Genomic DNA, 16,145 nt, shown 5'->3' on the forward strand with positions numbered 1-16,145 from the left:
TCGGATGCACGCACGGCCGGTCCTGAGACCGGCCGTGAGCGGACCTGACGGGATTTGAACCCGCGACCTCCACCTTGACAGGGTGGCGAGCACTCCTAACTGCTCCACAGGTCCCTGTGGACGTTGCACGTGGGCCGCGCAGGACTCGAACCTGCAACCAGCGGATTAAAAGTCCGATGCTCTGCCAGTTGAGCTAGCGGCCCCGGCTGGCAGGTGGCGACCGTGCAGCGCGCGGGAACGATACCCCGGCCCTCGCGCGGGTGCCAACCGGCGAACAACGAGCCTAGCGTGCGCGCGCACACCGACCGGCGCCACCCTGCACGAGGTGATCGATGACCGACGACCCGGCCGACAACGCGCCTCTCGACCCGGCGGATCGCCCGCCTTCCGAGCCGCCCGAGCACCAGTCGGCGGACGCCCCGGTGGTCGTCGAGGAGGCCGGTGCCAGCACCGCCGCCGAGGTGCTGGCGGCGCTGGATGCGCAGGAGGCGGCCCGGGGCGCGTCACTGGTCGACGAGGCCGAGCACGTCCGACTCCGCCGCTTCGTCGACACGGGGGAGCGGGCCGAGGGCTGGCAGGCCCTGGCCGCCCGGCGGCCGGGACCGGACGAGGCCCTCGTCGGTTACGCCGCGGTCGTCCTCACCGACGCCGGTGTGGCCTCGGGCGACGTCGCGGTGCTCGCCGGCACGCCCGCCCATCCCGCAACGGAGACCCTGAAGCGCCTGCTGGCGGCGCTGGCCGAGCGCGCCGAGGCGGCGGCCGCCGTCCACCTGCAGATGTGGGTGCGCCTGGCCGGCGCCCCGGAGATCGACGCCGCCCACGCCGCCGGGTTCACGGTGGCCCGCCGGCTCGGTGTGCTCGGCACCTCCCTGGACGACGTCGAGGTCGTGCCACCGCCCGAGCACTGGACCATCCGTCCCTACCGGCCCGACGTCGACGACGAGGCGGTCGTCGCCGTCCTCGCCGGCGCCTACGAAGGGACCGACGAGGCCGGCTGGACGCTGCAGCAGTTCCAGGAGCGGCGCGCCTACGACTGGTTCCGTCCCGAGGACCTGCTGCTCGCGGAGGACGCCACCGGCCACCTCGGCGGCCTGCACTGGCTCAAGCGCCGCACTGACGCCGAGGGTGAGGTCTACAACCTCGCCATCGCACCCAGCGCCCAGGGCGCCGGCCTGGGTGGCGCGCTGCTCACGGCCGGGCTCGCGCACCTGCGCGACGTCGGCTGCCTCGACGTCGTGCTGTGGGTCGACCGCGCCAACGAGCGTGCCGTGCGGCTGTACGAGCGGTACGGCTTCACCACGCGCTGGGACGACATCGCCTTCGGCCGCCCACTCGGCGGCTGACACCACGCTCGGCACTTCCCGTCATATGCGACGGAAACCGTCCCGGGTGGCGTGTCCGCGGGCTATGACGCTCGAGCTTTCCGTCGTCTGCGACGGAAACCGGCCCGGGTGACGCGTCTGCGCGCGGTGACGCACGGGGTTTCCGTCGCATGCGCGGGAAACCGCTGGGAGATGGCTCGTGCCGGCGCTCAGCGCTGGGCGGCTTCGGCGGCTGCCGCGCGCTCCTCGTGGCGCTGGCCGGGCGGGACGAGCTTGTAGCCGACGCCGCGCACGGTCACGATCATCGACTCGTACTCGGGCCCGAGCTTGGCGCGCAGCCGCCGGACGTGGACGTCGACCGTGCGCGAGCCGCCGTAGTAGTCGTAGCCCCACACGTCCTGCAGCAGCAGGTCGCGGGTGAACACGCGGTTGGGCGCGCTCGCGAGTGCCTTCAGCAGTTCGAACTCCTTGAAGGTGAGGTCCAGCGGGACGCCACGCAGCCGCACCTGGTAGCTGTCCTCGTCGACCACCAGGTCGCCGACGCTGGCGGCGCGGGCGGGCCGCTCGGCGACCATGCGCTCGCGGGCGACACGCAGGCGGGTCTCGATCTCCGCCGGCGAGGCGTGGGGGAGCAGCCAGTCGTCGAACCCCCACGTCACCTTCAGCGCGGCCAGGCCACCCTCGCCCATCACGACCACGACCGGCTTTCGCAGCTCATGGACCGAGGCGGCCCGGCAGGCGCCGGTCGCGCCGCGCAGGTCCTGGGTGGCGTCGACGAGCACGACCTCACAGCTGGTCAGCCCGAACAGCGACGAGCTGTCCAGCGGGGCGTCCTGCAGCGTGTGGTCGAGGTACTCCAGGGCCGGGAGGAGCGACTTCCCGCCGCCGGGGCGGTCGGTCAGCACCAGCAGGTGCATCGGCGTTCTCCTCGCGAAACACGTGCGCCCCGGCGCACGACGAACAGCGGTGGTTCGGCGTCGTTGCCGGGGCGATTCGCCTGGCAGGATGCCAGACCGTGAACCCACCCGTCCATCCCTCCCGCCCGCCGGCCCGCGCCCCGCACGCCGGTCGTCCCGCCATGGGCCGGGCGCCGCGCCGGGGTCCGGTGCGGCGCTACCTGGAGACCCGCGGCCTCGTCGGGCGCCACGCCACGCCGCACGTGCACACGCGGCTGGTGGCGGCCGATGGCACCCGGCTGGCCGGCACGCACCTGCCCGGCCCGCCCGATGCGCCCGGCGCGGTGCTGCTCCTGCACGGCTTCGCCGCCAACCGTCGCAAGCCCGCCTATGCCCGTCTGGCCGACGGCCTGGCGCGCGCGAGCGGCGTCCTGGCACTGGACCTGCGCGGCCACGGTGGCTCGGCCGGACACTGCACCTTCGGGGACCGCGAGGTGGACGACGTCGCGGCAGGGGTGCGCTGGCTCCGCGGCTACGGCTACCGGCGCGTCGCCCTGCTGGGGGTCTCGATGGGTGGGACCGCCGCGCTGCACGCCGCGGCGTCCGGCGTCGAGGTGGACGCGGTCGCGACCGTCTCCGCGCCCGGCTACTTCCACGACCCGCCGCGGACGGCCCCGCTGCAGCGCCTCCATGCGCTGTGGGGCAGCCCGGTCCAGCGCGCCGGCCTGCGCGCCCTGGTTGGCGTGCGGCTGGCCGGCCCGGCCGCGTGGAGCGACCCGCGCCACCCTGCGGAGATGGTCGCTGACGTGCGGGTGCCGCTGCTGGTGGTCCATGGTGAGGACGACGACTACTTCCCCCTGGACGACGCCACCGCGTTGGTCGCGGCCGCGGGCGGTCCCGCGACGCTGTGGCAGCAGCCGGCCGGCTTCGGGCACGCCGAGGAGGGCTTCACCAACGACGTCGTCGACGCCCTGACCGTCGCGCTGGACCAGGTCCTGCGCACCGAGCGGTTCCTGGCCGCGCCGGTCGCCCGCGACTGACGTCGCCGCGGTGTGGGTCGACCCGCGCCAGACCGGGGGCCGGCATGGTTTGCACGGTTTCCCCCGGCTTGGCACGCTGTTGATCGTCGCGCGACCCACCATGTGTCGTCCCGCTCACCGTCACCCCTCTGCCTGGAAGCGTGTCCGTTGCCCCCTGCGCTCGCCGCCGTTCCGTCGCCCTCGGGCGAGGGTGAACCCGTGCCGGCGGAGGTCGACGACGCCGCGATCGCCCGGGCCCTGTCCGTGCCCACCCGCGCCGGCATCTACCGCCGGCTGCGCACCGAGGGCCAGCCGCTGGCGGCCCGCGAGGTGGCCGACATGTTCGGGCTGCACCCCAACGTGGCGCGCAACCACCTCGACCACCTCGCCGACGTCGGGCTGGTCGTCACCGGCCGCCGCAAGCACCCCGGCGGCGGGCGCCCGGCCAAGGTGTACGTCGCCCGCGAACAGGCCGCGCCCGGCCGCGACGTGCAGGTGCCCCCGGGCAGCCAGCTGGCCGTCCACACCATCGTGCAGCTGATCGCCGGCCTCGCCGAGCACCGCGCCAAGCTCGCGCTGCTGGCCGAGGAACAGGGGCGCAAGCTCGTCGCCGCCACCGGCGGACGTGCCGACACCCGCGACTTCGAGGCCGCCGCCGTCATCGCGATCGAGGCGCTGCGCGCCGCGTTCCCGGAGGCGCGACTGGCCGAGGTCGACGGTGACCGCGTCACCGTCCAGGGCCTCGAGGTCGGCCTGCGCCTGATCGGCGAGGTGGACGGCCAGGTCGGCGACGCGCTGGCCACCGGCTTCCTGCGCGGCGCGCTGGCCGCGGCCGGCGCGCCGGCCCGGGTGACCGCCAGGGGTGGGCGGGTCGAGGCAGAACTCGACGAGGCGGGCCTGGGCGCCCAGCCGAGCCCCGTCGCCACCGTCGACAACCGCGGGCAGACCTACCAGCGGGGCGTCGTGGCGGCCATGCGGGCGATCGTGCCGCTGCGTCCCGGCGACCACCTCGAGGTTCTGACCGACGGGCAGGGCTCGCCGGCCGCGTACGCCCGCTGGGCCGACCGCGCGGGCCACCAGCTGGTCGACGTCGCCCGTATCCGCGACGTCAAGGGCCGCCCCGCCGTGCGCCTGCTGCTGCGCAAGGCCACCGGACCGATCTGGCCCTGAACCGCTTGCAAACCACGCGACGACCATCCCGAGCACGACGAGGAAACGCTTCATGGCACGACAGCTGGCGCGGGACGCCGACGGTGGTCTGCTGATCGACGTTCGCGGACCCCGTTTCGGCGCGGCGATCACGACCCTGGTGCTGGCGACCGCGCTGGTCGTACAGGGCGGGTTCGGCATCGCGCTGGTCGCCTGGCAGTGGGTCGCATTCGCCATCTCGACGCTCGCCGGTCTGGCCTGGTCGCCCTACGGCAACCTGTTCCGGTTGCTCAAGCGTCGCCTCGACCTCGGCCCGCCGCCGGCGACCGAGCCCGAAGGGCCGCCGCGCTTCGCCCAGGCCTGCGGGCTGGCCGTCGCGACCGTGGCCCTGGTGTCGTTCGCGGTGGGCGCGGTGACGGTCGGCTGGGTCGCGGTCGGCGTGGTGCTCGCGCTGTCGGCGCTGCTGGCCCTGACCGGCATCTGCGTCGGTTGCGAGGTGTACGTGCTGGCGCAGCGCCTGCGGCCGGGGCGCAAGACCACCGGCGACGACGCCTCCACGCGCGGGAGCGTCGCCTGATGGAGCCCGTCCTGCTGCGTCTGCTGCTCGTGGTCGGCCTGCTCGCCGTCGTCGGTCTGGCCGGCGCGTGGTGGCAGCGCCGGGACGGCCGGGTGCGCGGCGGCGACGGCGCGGTGACGGTCGCCGGCGAGCACCTCGCCGCCGTCGGCCTGGACCTGCGCGCCGCGTCGGCCGGTGCCGTCCTGCTCGGCTCGCCGACCTGTGCCCCGTGCACGGCCGTGAAGCGGGTCCTCGGCGACCTGCAGGCCGAGCGGCAGGACTTCACGTGGGTGTACGCCGACGCGGCCGACCACCTCGACCTCGCACAGGCGCACCGGGTCCTGCGCGTGCCCACGCTCCTGGTGGTGGACGCCGAGGGGCGGCTGCTGGCCCGCACCAGCGGTGTGCCCGACGCCGACGACCTGCGCCGCGTCCTCGACGACGGCGGCCCGCTGGCCGAGGCGCCGGCCGCCTGACGCGGAGCACCGTCCGCCGTGCGCTGCGCATGCGTGTCATCCTGGCGCGCACGGACACCGGGTCGGCATGCACGCAACGGGGCCCGGCGGGTCGGCGAGTGGAACGAATCCGGTCTTGGCGTTCCGGTCGGGGGCGTGGCAGGCTCCGTGGCGGGAGCCGATCGCGTCGGGAGGCGTCGTGGACCTGCGGTTGAGCGAGGAGCAGGAGGCCTTCGTCGCCAGCGTGCGCGCCTTCGCGCACGAGCACGTCGAACCCGGCGTGCTCGAGCGCGACCGCGAAGGCCGCTGGGACCCCGACGTCTGGGCCGAGGTGGCCCGGTTCGGCCTGGCCGGCCTGCCCGTGCCCGAGGCGTACGGCGGCTCCGGCGCGGACGTGCTCACCACCGGGCTCGCGCTCGAGGCGCTCGCCTACGCGGGCCGCGACGCCGGCCTCAATCTCTCTTTGGGCGCGCACCTCACCATCGGGTGCATGCCGATCGCGCTGCACGGCACCGAGGAGCAGAAGCAGCACTGGCTGCCGCGCATGGCCCGCGGCGAGTCGATCGGCGCGTTCGCGATCACCGAGCCGGAGGCGGGGGCCGACACCGCCAGCATGAAGACCTCGGCCCGGCGCGAGGGCGACGTCTACGTGCTCAACGGCACGAAGACGTTCATCACCAACGGGGGGCTGGCCGACGTCGTCACGGTGGTCGCCCGCACCGACCCCGACGCCCCCGCCGGCCAGGCGTTCACGGCCTTCCTCGTGGAGACCGACCGGCCCGGCTTCAAGGTGTCCAAGGAGCTCAGGAAGCTCGGCAACCGCACCTCGCCGACCGTCGAGCTGTCGTTCACCGACGTCGAGGTGCCCGAGTCCGCCGTCCTCGGCCAGCCCGGCACCGCGCTGTGGGCGGTCGGGTTCGAGTGCTTCGACTGGGAGCGCTGCTGCATGATCGCCAGCGCCGTCGGCGGCATGCACCGCGACCTCGACGAGTGCGTCCGCTACGCCAAGGAACGCGAGGCGTTCGGCAAGCCGATCGGCCACTACGGCGCCATCCAGCACAAGCTCGCCCAGATGCGTATCCGCCTGGAGAACGCCCGCTTCCTGCAGCGCCAGGCGGCCTGGCTCAAGGACCGCGGCGAGGAGCACCAGCTCGAGGCGTCGATGGCCAAGGCCTACGTCGGCGAAGCGGCCGTGGAGTCCGCCCTGGACGCCGTCCAGCTCCACGGCGGCTGGGGCTACGTCGACGAGTTCCACGTCGAGCGTTCCCTCCGCGACGCCAAGCTCGCCTCCATCGGCGGCGGCACCACCGAGATCCAGGAGCTGCTGATCAGTCGGATGCTCCTCGGCTGACGCCTCGGAGGCGCCGTGCGTGCTCGGCTGCGCCTGCGCGCCACCGGCGACCGCATGCTCCTCGGCTGACGCCTCGGCGACTCTGGCCGGGATGTGTGGAGTCGGACGGGGGGTTTCATGCCCCATGTCGCTCCACGGATCGGTCGCGCGGGAAGGGGCGTAGCCTCGGAGGCGTTGGGCCTTCCACCCCGTTCCCCACACCCGAGCATCGAGGCCGTGACGTGGCAGTCGTGTTCCCGCTGAACCTGCGACGCATCGAGGTGACCGGCGACGACCGCGTGCGTTATCTCGAGGACGTCACGTCCCAGGCGCTGGCGTCCGCCCAGCCCGGAACGGTGCACGGCGCGCTGTACCTCGACGTCCACGGCGCGCCGGTCGCGATGTTCGACGTGGCCGTGCTGCCGGACCGGCTCGCGCTGCTGGCGCCGGCCGAGCTCGAGCAGACCGTCGTCGAGCAACTGGGCATGCGCACGTTCCTGCTCGACGCTCGCTTCACGGCCACCGACCACGTCGTCGCGGCCCTGCGCGACGACCCGGACGGCGCGGTCGCCGGCGCCGCCGGCCTGCATGCCCGCGAGGGCCGCTGCCACCCCGGCGGTGACGTGCTGGTGATCGGACGCGATGGTGGCGTCGACGTCGTCGGCCCGGCCGGGGCGGTCGACGCGGCCGTGCAGGCGCTGGTCGACGCCGGCGCGAAGCCGGGCGATGCCACGGACGCCGAACGTTGGCGCATCGCGGCCGGTCAGCCGGCCTGGAGCGTCGAGGTGGCGGCCCCGCACCTGCCCGAGGAACTGGGCCTGCTACCCACGCACGTCCACCTCGCCAAGGGCTGCTACCCGGGGCAGGAGGCCGTCGCGCGCATGTGGATGCTCGGCCGACCGCGCCGCCGCCTGGCCAAGGTCGCCGTGCGCGGCCCGGTCGAACCGGGCTGGCAGACCGGCGAGGGCCGCCACAAGGTCACCGTGACCTCGGTGTCGCCCGACGGTGACCTCGCCTTGGCGTTTGTGCCCGGCGACGCGCAGGTCGGCGCCGTCTTCCCGGCGTCGGCGGACGCGTCCGAGGCGGCGGTCGAGGTGCTCGACCTCGTCGGTGACACCGCCTATCCGCCCGGTGCCGACCCGGCCGTCACCCGCCGCCGCGACAAGCGCTGAGCCGCGCCCTGCAGGCCGTCCGCGGTGACGCTCCGCGCCGGTCTGCGCGCTCACCGGCGGCCCCGGAGTGCGGTGAGGTCCCAGGAATTGGTAGCTTCCGCGCGATTCCTCGGACCGGGCGCGGGCACGACCCCGTCACCCGTGTCTCCATTTTGTGACCGGCGGGTCATGCCGCCCTGCCGCGCGCGGCCTCGGCGCGGCGTTCGCAGGAGAACCCCATGGACTTCGAGCTCGTGCCCCTCGTGGCCATCGCGGCGGCCGTGCTGGCCGTCGCGGTCGCCGGGCTGCTGACCTCCTCGGTGCTGCGCCTGCCGGCGGGCACCGAACGCATGCAGGAGATCTCGCGCGCCATCCAGGAGGGCGCCACGGCCTACCTGTCGCGCCAGTACCGGACCATCACGATCGTCGGCGTCGTCGTCGCGGTCGTGCTGGCCGTCGCGCTGGGCTGGCAGACCGCCGTGGCGTTCGTCGTCGGTGCGGTGTTCTCCGGCCTGTGCGGCTTCATCGGAATGTTCGTCTCCACGCGCTCCAACGCCCGTGTCGCCGAGGCCAGTCGCACCTCCGCCGACAAGGGCCTGGACGTGGCCGTCCGCGCCGGCGCCGTGACGGGCCTGGTCTGCGTCGGGCTCGCGCTGCTGGGTGTCACGGCGACCTACCTCGCCTTCGGGCGGGACGACCTGCGCGTCCTGATCGGGCTCGGCTTCGGCGCCAGCCTCATCGCGCTGTTCGCCCGCATCGGCGGCGGCATCTTCACCAAGTCCGCCGATGTCGGCGCCGACCTGGTCGGCAAGGTCGAGGCCGGCATCCCCGAGGACGACCCGCGCAACCCCGCCACCATCGCCGACAACGTGGGCGACAACGTCGGCGACTGCGCCGGCATGGCCGCCGACCTGTTCGAGACCTACGCCGTCACCATCATCGGCACGATGCTGCTCGGCACGCTGTTCTTCGACGGGCTCGAGTTCGTCGTCTACCCGCTGATGCTGGGTGCGGTCGCGATCGTCGCCTCGATCATCGGCCTGTACGTGATCCGCTTCGGCGGCTCCGACGAGATCATGCGGGCGCTGTACCTCGGCGTCTGGACCGCGGCCGGGCTGGCACTGATCGGCTTCTTCCCGGTCACGACCTGGATGGTCGACAACACCGGCTACTTCTGGGCCGCCCTGATCGGTGTGATCGTCACGGTCGCGATCATGTACCTCACCGACTACTACACCTCGACGAAGTTCCGGCCGGTGCGCTCGATCGCGGCCGCTTCCGAGTCCGGGCACGCCACCAACCTCATCACCGGCCTGTCGGTCGGCATGGAGTCCGTGGTCCTGCCGATCCTCGCGATCGTGGCCGGCATCCTCGGCGCATACAACGTCGTCGGCGGCGGCAACGAGGGCCTGTACGCCATCGGCATCGCGTCCACCGCGATGCTGTCCATGACGGGCGTCATCGTCGCGCTGGACTCCTACGGTCCCGTCACCGACAACGCCGGCGGCGTCGCGGAGATGGCCGAGCTGCCGCCGGAGGTCCGCGAGGTCACCGACCGCCTCGACGCCGTCGGCAACACCACCAAGGCCACCACGAAGGGCTACGCGATCGGCTCGGCCGCGCTGGCCGCCGTCGTGCTGTTCGCCGACTACACCCACGCGCTGGAAGAGGAGGGCGTCGCCGCCGCCGACCTCGGCTTCTCGCTGGCCGACCCGCGCGTGCTCGCCGGCCTGCTGCTCGGCGCGGCCGTCGTGATGATCTTCTCCTCGCTCGCCAACGGCGCCGTCGGCCGCGCGTCCGGCGCGGTCGTCGAGGAGGTCCGCCGTCAGTTCCGCGAGATCCCCGGGATCATGGACGGCACCGCGAAGCCCGAGTACGGCACCTGCGTGGACATCGTCACCAAGCGGGCGCTGCGCGAGATGGTCGTGCCCGGCCTCATCCCGGTCGTCGTCACCCTGCTGGTCGGCTTCCTCCTGGGCGTCCAGGCGCTGGGTGGCCTGCTGATCGGCGTCATCGTGGTCGGGATCGGCATGGCCATCCTGCAGAACAACGGCGGTGGCGCCTGGGACAACGCGAAGAAGTACATCGAGGACGGCAACCACGGCGGCAAGGGCTCCGAGGCCCACGCCGCGGCCGTCACCGGTGACACCGTCGGTGACCCGCTGAAGGACACGGCCGGTCCGGCCATCAACCCGGTCATCAAGGTCGTCAACGTGGTGGCCCTGCTGGCCGTGCCGCTGATCGTCGGCATCGGTTGAGGTCACGCACCCCACGAGGAAGCCCGCCGCCCGGCAACCGGGTCGGCGGGCTTCGTCGTGTCCGGGGCAGCCGGGAGGCGTGCCGCGGCGTCCGCGTGTCAGCCCTGGAGGTCGGCGAGGGCCTTCAGGACCTGGTCGGCGTGCTTCTTCGCCTGCACGCGCTTCCAGACCTTGGCGACGTTGCCCTGCGCGTCGACCAGCACGGTGCTGCGGATCACGCCACGCGTCACCTTGCCGTACAGGGTCTTCTCGCCGTAGGCGCCCCACGGCTCCATGACCGTCTTGTCCGGGTCGGACAGCAGCGTGTGCGGCAGGTCGTACTTGCCCTGGAACTTCGCGTGGGACGCCACGGAGTCGGGCGAGATGCCGACCACGGCCGCGCCGGCGGACTCGAACTCCGACCACTGGTCGCGGATGTCGCAGGCCTGGGTCGTGCAGCCAGGGGTGTTGTCACGCGGGTAGAAGTAGACGACGACGGGCTTGCCGCGGTAGTCCGACAGCGACACCTCGTTGCCGTCCTGGTCCGGGAGGGTGAAGTCGGGGGCGGGCTGTCCGGGCTCGAGCATCGGCCTTCGGGCTCCTCGTGGCGATGGGCGGTCGGGTCCACGCGACGCGTCCGCGTGGGACCTGCGGTCGGGCCGGCCGGGCGGTGGCGGACCGTGTGACGACCCGGTCGGGAGGCCGACGCTACCGCGGGTGTGCCTGACTACGTTCGTCGCGACGAGCACCTCCGGACGCGAACAGGAGCGCCCCGCGTGGACGCCGACACCATCGAGTTCTTCGTCGAGGTCCCCATGGGGTCCCGCAACAAGTACGAATGGGACTTCGCCCGCCAGACCTTCGTCCTCGACCGGATGCTGTTCACGGCGGTGCGCTACCCCGGCGACTACGGCTTCATCCCGCAGACGCTGGCGCTCGACGGCGACCACCTCGACGTGGTCTGCATCCTCGGCGAGCCAACCTTCCCCGGCTGCACGGTCCACGCCCGGGTGCTGGGGATGCTCGACATGAGCGACGACAAGGGCCCGGACGAGAAGATCCTCGCCGTCGCCGACCACGACCCGCGCTGGCGCGACCTGCGCGAGTTGGAGGACGTGCCGCAGCACCTGTTGGACGAGATCGCCCACTTCTTCGAGATCTACAAGGATCTGGAGCAGAAGCTCGTCGACGTCCGTGGCTGGCGCGACCGCCAGGCCGCCCTGCAGGTGATCGCCGAGGCGCGGGAACGGTTCCCCGGGCCCGCCGAGGTGGTCCGCTACCCGCTCTGACCGCGGCCGCGGTGGCCCGAGGAGTGGGGCCACCCCGTCGCGCGGCGGCCCGAGGAGGGGGCCGGCCGGCCGCGCGGCGGCTACGGTTCGTGGCCGTCAGGTGCCGACGCCCGGGAGGTGGCGCGCGTGGAACGGCCACAGCTGCAACGCGTCCTCGCGGACGACTACCTCGACGGGCTCGACGCCTGGCCCACGGCCGACGTCCGCGCCGCCCGCGCCGCCTGCGAGGCCGAGGAGGAAGCCGTCTCGTACGCGCGCCGGCTCACGCAGGGCCGCCTCGACATCCTGCGCGACGAGCTCGAGCGACGGCACGCCGGCGACGGCGACGGCCGCGGCGGCGACCACCGGGCCGGTGACGTCCTGGCGCGGCTGCCGGCGATCCTCGCGGCCGACCAGCCGCCCAGCGACCCGGCCCGCGCCCGCGCCACCCGCCTGCGCGTCCCGGCCGGCGCCGAGGCCTACGAGGCGGAGATCGAGGCCCTGGTCGGCGAGGGCTTCCTCGGCGACCTGCCCGGGCGGTCGACCGACGAGGTGGCGGACGCGGTCGAGCGGCTGGCCGCCTACGAGCACGAGCTGTCGACGGCCCGCCGGCGCCTGTTCGAGCGCATCGACCGGCTCCGTGACGAGCTCGCGCGCCGCTACAAGGACGGCTCGGCGGCCGTCCGCGACCTGTTCGGCGACACATGAGCGCGACGGCCCCCGCGGGGGTGCTGGTCGGTGAGCCGCTCGCCGAGGTGACACGACGCGACGAGGCCGGTGGACGCCACCTCGTGGAGTCGGTCCACCTCGGTCACGCCGTGCTCACCGGTCCGGAGGGCGAGGTCTTGGCCGCGGTGGGCGAGGCCGACCTGCCGGTCTACGTCCGCTCGGCGGCGAAGCCGGTCCAGGCCACCGCGTGCCTGGAGATCCTCGGGGACGCCGAGGTGCCCAGCCCACCGGAGCTGGCGGTCGCCTGGGCGTCCCACCGCGGGGAGCCCCAGCACGTCGACGCGGTGCGCCGGCTGCTGCACCGCTCGGGGACCGCGCCCGAGCAGCTGACGTGTCCGCCGGCCAGCCCGGAGGCCGATCCGGGTGCGACGCCGGCCCGTATCCTGCACAACTGCTCCGGCAAGCACGCGTTGTTCGCGCTGGCGGGCGCCCGGCAGGGCACCGACCGCCGCCGACTGTTGGACCGCGAGGGCCCGCTGCAGCGCATCGTGCTGGCGCACCTCGCCGACGCCTTCGGGCCGGTGCTCGGCGTCGCGGTCGACGGCTGCGGTGCGCCCGCGGTGGCCGTGCAGCTGTCCGCGCTGGCCCGCGCATTCGGGCGCGTGGCCACCGACGACCGGTTCGAGGCGGTGCGCGAGGCCGGCTTCACCCACCCGGAGCTCGTCGGCGGCCAGGGACGGCTGGAGTCGGCGCTGCTGGCGGCCGGCGTGGTCGCCAAGGTCGGTGCCGAGGGTGTCTACGGCGTCGGCTGGACCGGCCCGGACGGCGGACCGCGCGGCTTCGCGGTGAAGGCGACCGACGGGGCCACCCGCGGCGTCGCCGCGTTGACGATCCACCTGCTGGCGCAGTTGGGCGTGGTCGACGCCGGTGTGTGGTCGCCGCCGCCACCGCTGGGCGGTGGCAACCCGGTCGGCGTCGTACGGCCGACGGCGGCGGTCGACCGCCTGACCGCGGGTTCCCGCTGACCCGGTGCTACCTTCGAACGGCGCAGCACGGGGCGGCGGGAGCGAGAGGACGATCGGGTCGTGAGCGACGAGGCGCAGCGCCCGATGTCGACGGCCGACGAGCTGCGCACGGCCGCGGAGTCGCGTGCTCATGCCTCGCCGCTGGAGGAGCTGGGCGGCTACATCCGCCACCAGCGCGAGTCGGCGCGCCTGTCCCTGCGCAAGCTCGCGACCCTCGCCGGAGTCTCCAACCCGTACCTGTCGCAGATCGAGCGTGGGCTGCGCAAGCCGTCCGCGGAGATCCTGCAGGCGATCGCCAAGGCCCTGGAAATCTCGTCGGAGACCCTCTACGTCAAGGCCGGCATCCTGGAGGAGCGCGAGGGCGCCGAGGACGTCGAGGCGGTCGTGCAGCGTGATCCGCACCTGACCGACCCGCAGCGGCAGGCACTGATCGAGATGTACCGGTCCTTCCGGCGCCTGTCGGAGCTGCAGGCCGAACCTCGCCAGCGGCGCCGGGGACTGCTCGACGTGGTCACCACGGGTGGCGTCGACGACGCCGCCGTGCGGGCGGCCGCGCCTCGCGAGGAACCCGAGGACGCCTGACCGCGCTCCGGACCGGGCGACGACACCGCGCCGGGCCGGGTCTGGGCCGCCCGACGGTGGCCGGTCTGGTTGCAGGCACTACCATCCCCCCGTCGGCCGGACCCCCCGCCACGAATTCAGACGGTCCCCCGACCTCTTCCCCCTCGCGTCAAGGACTCCGCCGGTGACCGAGTTGCGCACCCATGACGGGCTGCTCCAGGGCACGTTGCGTGCCGAATGGGAGCTGCTCGTCGACGAGGACCCCGCCGCCACCCTGTTCCAGGGACCGCGCTACCTGCAGACCTGGCACGACGTGCTCGGGCACCGGGTGACCGCGCGCGTGCGCACCCTGCACCGCGACGGTCGGTTGATCGGTGTCGTGCCCGAGGGCCACGAGCGGATCGGCACCGCCAGCGGCCCGGTGGAGGTCCGCCGCTTTCTCGGCGGCACGGAGGTCACCGACTACCTCGGCCCCGTCAGCCGGCCCGAGGATCGCGGCGACATCGCCCTGGCCTACCTGACCGACCTCGCCAAGGACGTCGACTGGGACGAGTTCGTCGCTGGCGGCCTCGCCGAGGACAGCGGCTGGGTCGACGCGATCCGCACCGCCGCCGACGAGGTCGGCCTGCAGCTGTTCGAGGAGGATCTCGAGGACGTCTGCCCGCGGGTCGACCTCACCGGCGGCTACGGCGCCTACCTCGACCGGCTGCCCGGCAAGCTGCGCCACGAGCTGCAACGCAAGACCCGCAAGCTCGCCCGCGACGCCGGCGAGCTCGAGCTGGTGGAGATCGCCGCCGAGGAGGTCGACGGCAACCTCGACGCCTTCCTCGACCTGGCTGCCGAGGCCCAGCCGGAGAAGGCCGGGTTCTTCTCGCGCCCGGAGATGCACGAGTGGTTCAAGGCGCTGGCGAAGGAGTTCGTCGGCGACGGCGTGTTCCGCCTGCACCAGCTGCAGGTCGGCGGCATGCCGGGCGCGTCCACCGTGTCGCTGGTCCACCGGGGCACGTGGGGCCTGTACAACTCGGCGTTCGACCCCGCGCTGGCCAACCTCGCACCCGGGATCGTGCTGATCGGGCAGCTCCTGGAGGTGGCGGCCGACGAGGGCTGCACGACCTTCGACCTGCTGCGCGGCGACGAGCCGTACAAGTACCGCTTCGGCGCCGAGGACCGCAGGCTGCGGCGGCTGACCTACGTGCGTCGCTGACATGGCCACGCCGGTCACGGGGCTGCCGACGGTGGGGCGCGACGCCGCACCGGAGGTCACCGTGCGCCGCGTCGCGATGCTCAGCGTCCACACCTCGCCGCTGGACCAGCCCGGCACGGGCGACGGCGGCGGCCTCAACGTCACGGTCCGCGAGCAGGCGCTGCGCCTGGCCCGCCGCGGCGTCGAGGTGGACGTCTTCACCCGGTGGTGCGACCCGGAGCGGCCGCCGACGGTGGAACTGGCCGACGGTGTGCGCGTGCACCACGTGCGGGCCGGACCGGTCGCGCCCGTCGACAAGAACGAGGTGGCCAACCACCTCTGCGCCTTCGTGCTGGCCGCCCAGCGCCACCCGACCGCGGGCACGCACGACGTCCTGCACGCCCACTACTGGCTGTCGGGGTGGGTCGGGCGGCGCCTGGCCGAGCGCTGGGACGTCCCGCTCGTGCAGATGTTCCACACGCTCGGGGTGCTCAAGAACGCCACCCTGGCGCCCGGTGACCGGCCGGAGCCGGCGCTGCGCCTGGTCGCCGAGGAACGTGTCGCCCGCGACGCCGACCGGGTACTGGTCCTCACCTGCGGCGAGGCGCGGCTGCTGCACCGCACCTACGGGCTGTCCGGCGCGCGGCTGACGGTGGTGCCGGCCGGCGTGGATCTCGACCGGTTCCGCCCGGATCCCGATCCGCAGGTGTTCCCCGACTTCGCCGCGGCCGGCGCCCGGTCACCGCAGCTGCTGTTCGTGGGGCGGCTGCAACCCCTGAAGGGCCCGGACGTGGCGGTGCGCACGCTGGCCGAGGTGCGCCGCACCTTCCCGACCGCCCGGCTGCGCATCATCGGCGGCACCTCGGGCAACGGCCACGGCGCGCTCGGTCCGCAGCAGTTGCGCGACCTCGCCGCGGACCTCGGCGTCGCCGACGCGGTCGATCTCGAACCCGCGGTCGACCAGGACACGCTCGCGCGGCGATACCGGGCGGCCGACGTCGTCCTGGTCCCGTCGCGCTCGGAGACCTTCGGGCTGGTGGCCCTGGAGGCGCAGGCGTGTGGGGTGCCGGTCGTGGCGGCCGATGTCCCGGGCCTGTTAGCGGTCGTGGGCGCCGGCGGCACCCTGGTCGCCGGCCACGAGCCGGCCGACCACGCCCGGGCCGTGACCGCCTACCTCGCCGACGCCGACCGGCGTGCGGCTGCGGCCACGGCCGGGACCGACACCGCCCGTTCGGCCTCCTGGGAGCACACCGTCGACCGGCTCCTGACCGTCTACGGTGAGGTGGCCGACGACCGCGAGGAGCTCGCGGTCTGACGGCGCGAC

Annotated in this window: 16 protein-coding genes and 2 tRNA genes; 14 read left to right on the top strand and 4 right to left on the bottom strand. The window is 73.9% G+C overall.

The window, feature by feature from the left end:
• Positions 1 to 39 precede the first annotated feature (39 nt).
• Positions 40 to 114 (bottom strand) — tRNA-Asp (locus tag ACERM0_RS19170).
• 16 nt (positions 115 to 130) lie between these two features.
• Positions 131 to 203, bottom strand: a tRNA-Lys gene (locus ACERM0_RS19175).
• 129 nt (positions 204 to 332) lie between these two features.
• Here ACERM0_RS19175 and ACERM0_RS19180 point away from each other — a divergent pair.
• Positions 333 to 1,343, top strand: a complete 1,011-nt coding sequence (locus tag ACERM0_RS19180) for a GNAT family N-acetyltransferase (RefSeq protein ID WP_373680241.1) — start codon at positions 333 to 335, stop codon at positions 1,341 to 1,343.
• 188 nt (positions 1,344 to 1,531) lie between these two features.
• Here the strand turns inward: ACERM0_RS19180 and ACERM0_RS19185 are convergent, their stop codons facing one another.
• On the bottom strand, positions 1,532 to 2,239 hold the full coding sequence (locus ACERM0_RS19185; RefSeq protein ID WP_373680242.1) for a winged helix-turn-helix domain-containing protein: 708 nt from the start codon (positions 2,237 to 2,239) through the stop codon (positions 1,532 to 1,534).
• A 98-nt stretch (positions 2,240 to 2,337) separates the two neighbouring features.
• On the opposite strand from ACERM0_RS19185, the gene ACERM0_RS19190 reads away from it, so the two are divergent.
• From ACERM0_RS19190 to ACERM0_RS19220, 7 genes are all read left to right on the top strand, one after another.
• A complete protein-coding gene (locus ACERM0_RS19190; protein WP_373680243.1) occupies positions 2,338 to 3,258 on the top strand; it encodes an alpha/beta hydrolase in 921 nt (306 codons plus the stop codon).
• 198 nt (positions 3,259 to 3,456) lie between these two features.
• The gene (locus tag ACERM0_RS19195) at positions 3,457 to 4,407 is read left to right on the top strand and encodes a helix-turn-helix domain-containing protein (protein WP_373680244.1); all 951 of its coding nucleotides are present in this window, start codon (positions 3,457 to 3,459) and stop codon (positions 4,405 to 4,407) included.
• A gap of 52 nt (positions 4,408 to 4,459) precedes the next feature.
• Entirely contained in the window at positions 4,460 to 4,963 is a 504-nt protein-coding gene (locus ACERM0_RS19200) for a DUF4395 domain-containing protein (RefSeq protein ID WP_373680245.1), read from the top strand.
• Positions 4,963 to 5,418 (top strand): thioredoxin family protein, encoded by a 456-nt coding sequence (locus ACERM0_RS19205; protein ID WP_373680246.1) that lies wholly within the window; start codon positions 4,963 to 4,965, stop codon positions 5,416 to 5,418. Before ACERM0_RS19200 ends, ACERM0_RS19205 begins: the two co-directional genes overlap by 1 nt.
• Before the next feature lie 178 nt (positions 5,419 to 5,596).
• Positions 5,597 to 6,748 carry an acyl-CoA dehydrogenase family protein gene (locus ACERM0_RS19210; RefSeq protein WP_373680247.1) on the top strand — a complete coding sequence of 384 codons (1,152 nt, stop codon included), beginning with the start codon at positions 5,597 to 5,599 and terminating at the stop codon, positions 6,746 to 6,748.
• A 221-nt stretch (positions 6,749 to 6,969) separates the two neighbouring features.
• A complete protein-coding gene (locus tag ACERM0_RS19215; protein WP_373680248.1) occupies positions 6,970 to 7,899 on the top strand; it encodes a folate-binding protein YgfZ in 930 nt (309 codons plus the stop codon).
• A gap of 218 nt (positions 7,900 to 8,117) precedes the next feature.
• Entirely contained in the window at positions 8,118 to 10,136 is a 2,019-nt protein-coding gene (locus ACERM0_RS19220) for a sodium-translocating pyrophosphatase (protein ID WP_373680249.1), read from the top strand.
• A 98-nt stretch (positions 10,137 to 10,234) separates the two neighbouring features.
• Here ACERM0_RS19220 and bcp read toward each other — a convergent pair whose 3' ends face one another.
• Positions 10,235 to 10,702, bottom strand: a complete 468-nt coding sequence (gene bcp / locus ACERM0_RS19225; protein ID WP_373680250.1) for a thioredoxin-dependent thiol peroxidase — start codon at positions 10,700 to 10,702, stop codon at positions 10,235 to 10,237.
• A gap of 189 nt (positions 10,703 to 10,891) precedes the next feature.
• Here bcp and ACERM0_RS19230 point away from each other — a divergent pair, with 189 nt between their 5' ends.
• From ACERM0_RS19230 to ACERM0_RS19255, 6 genes are all read left to right on the top strand, one after another.
• Positions 10,892 to 11,404: an inorganic diphosphatase gene (locus ACERM0_RS19230; RefSeq protein WP_373680251.1), complete on the top strand. Its 513-nt coding sequence runs from the start codon at positions 10,892 to 10,894 to the stop codon at positions 11,402 to 11,404.
• Positions 11,405 to 11,530: 126 nt separating this feature from the next.
• Positions 11,531 to 12,091 carry an AmfC protein gene (locus tag ACERM0_RS19235; protein ID WP_373680252.1) on the top strand — a complete coding sequence of 187 codons (561 nt, stop codon included), beginning with the start codon at positions 11,531 to 11,533 and terminating at the stop codon, positions 12,089 to 12,091.
• On the top strand, positions 12,088 to 13,077 hold the full coding sequence (locus ACERM0_RS19240) for an asparaginase (protein WP_373680253.1): 990 nt from the start codon (positions 12,088 to 12,090) through the stop codon (positions 13,075 to 13,077). Before ACERM0_RS19235 ends, ACERM0_RS19240 begins: the two co-directional genes overlap by 4 nt.
• 60 nt (positions 13,078 to 13,137) lie before the next feature.
• Positions 13,138 to 13,659, top strand: coding sequence for a helix-turn-helix domain-containing protein (locus tag ACERM0_RS19245; RefSeq protein WP_373680254.1), 522 nt, complete (start codon positions 13,138 to 13,140; stop codon positions 13,657 to 13,659).
• 163 nt (positions 13,660 to 13,822) lie between these two features.
• A complete protein-coding gene (locus ACERM0_RS19250; RefSeq protein WP_373680255.1) occupies positions 13,823 to 14,842 on the top strand; it encodes a GNAT family N-acetyltransferase in 1,020 nt (339 codons plus the stop codon).
• Position 14,843: 1 nt separating this feature from the next.
• On the top strand, positions 14,844 to 16,136 hold the full coding sequence (locus tag ACERM0_RS19255; RefSeq protein ID WP_373680256.1) for a glycosyltransferase: 1,293 nt from the start codon (positions 14,844 to 14,846) through the stop codon (positions 16,134 to 16,136).
• Positions 16,137 to 16,145 lie beyond the last annotated feature (9 nt).

This window comes from Egicoccus sp. AB-alg2, from assembly GCF_041821065.1.
Classification (GTDB): domain Bacteria; phylum Actinomycetota; class Nitriliruptoria; order Nitriliruptorales; family Nitriliruptoraceae; genus Egicoccus.

Bases quoted from the DNA above. Each gene is read 5' to 3' on its own strand.
- ACERM0_RS19180 (WP_373680241.1), top strand. From the start codon at position 333: ATGACCGACGACCCGGCCGACAACGCGCCTCTCGACCCGGCGGATCGC.
- ACERM0_RS19185 (WP_373680242.1), bottom strand. From the start codon at position 2,239: ATGCACCTGCTGGTGCTGACCGACCGCCCCGGCGGCGGGAAGTCGCTC.
- ACERM0_RS19200 (WP_373680245.1), top strand. From the start codon at position 4,460: ATGGCACGACAGCTGGCGCGGGACGCCGACGGTGGTCTGCTGATCGAC.
- ACERM0_RS19205 (WP_373680246.1), top strand. From the start codon at position 4,963: ATGGAGCCCGTCCTGCTGCGTCTGCTGCTCGTGGTCGGCCTGCTCGCC.
- ACERM0_RS19220 (WP_373680249.1), top strand. From the start codon at position 8,118: ATGGACTTCGAGCTCGTGCCCCTCGTGGCCATCGCGGCGGCCGTGCTG.
- bcp (WP_373680250.1), bottom strand. From the start codon at position 10,702: ATGCTCGAGCCCGGACAGCCCGCCCCCGACTTCACCCTCCCGGACCAG.
- ACERM0_RS19240 (WP_373680253.1), top strand. From the start codon at position 12,088: ATGAGCGCGACGGCCCCCGCGGGGGTGCTGGTCGGTGAGCCGCTCGCC.
- ACERM0_RS19255 (WP_373680256.1), top strand. From the start codon at position 14,844: ATGGCCACGCCGGTCACGGGGCTGCCGACGGTGGGGCGCGACGCCGCA.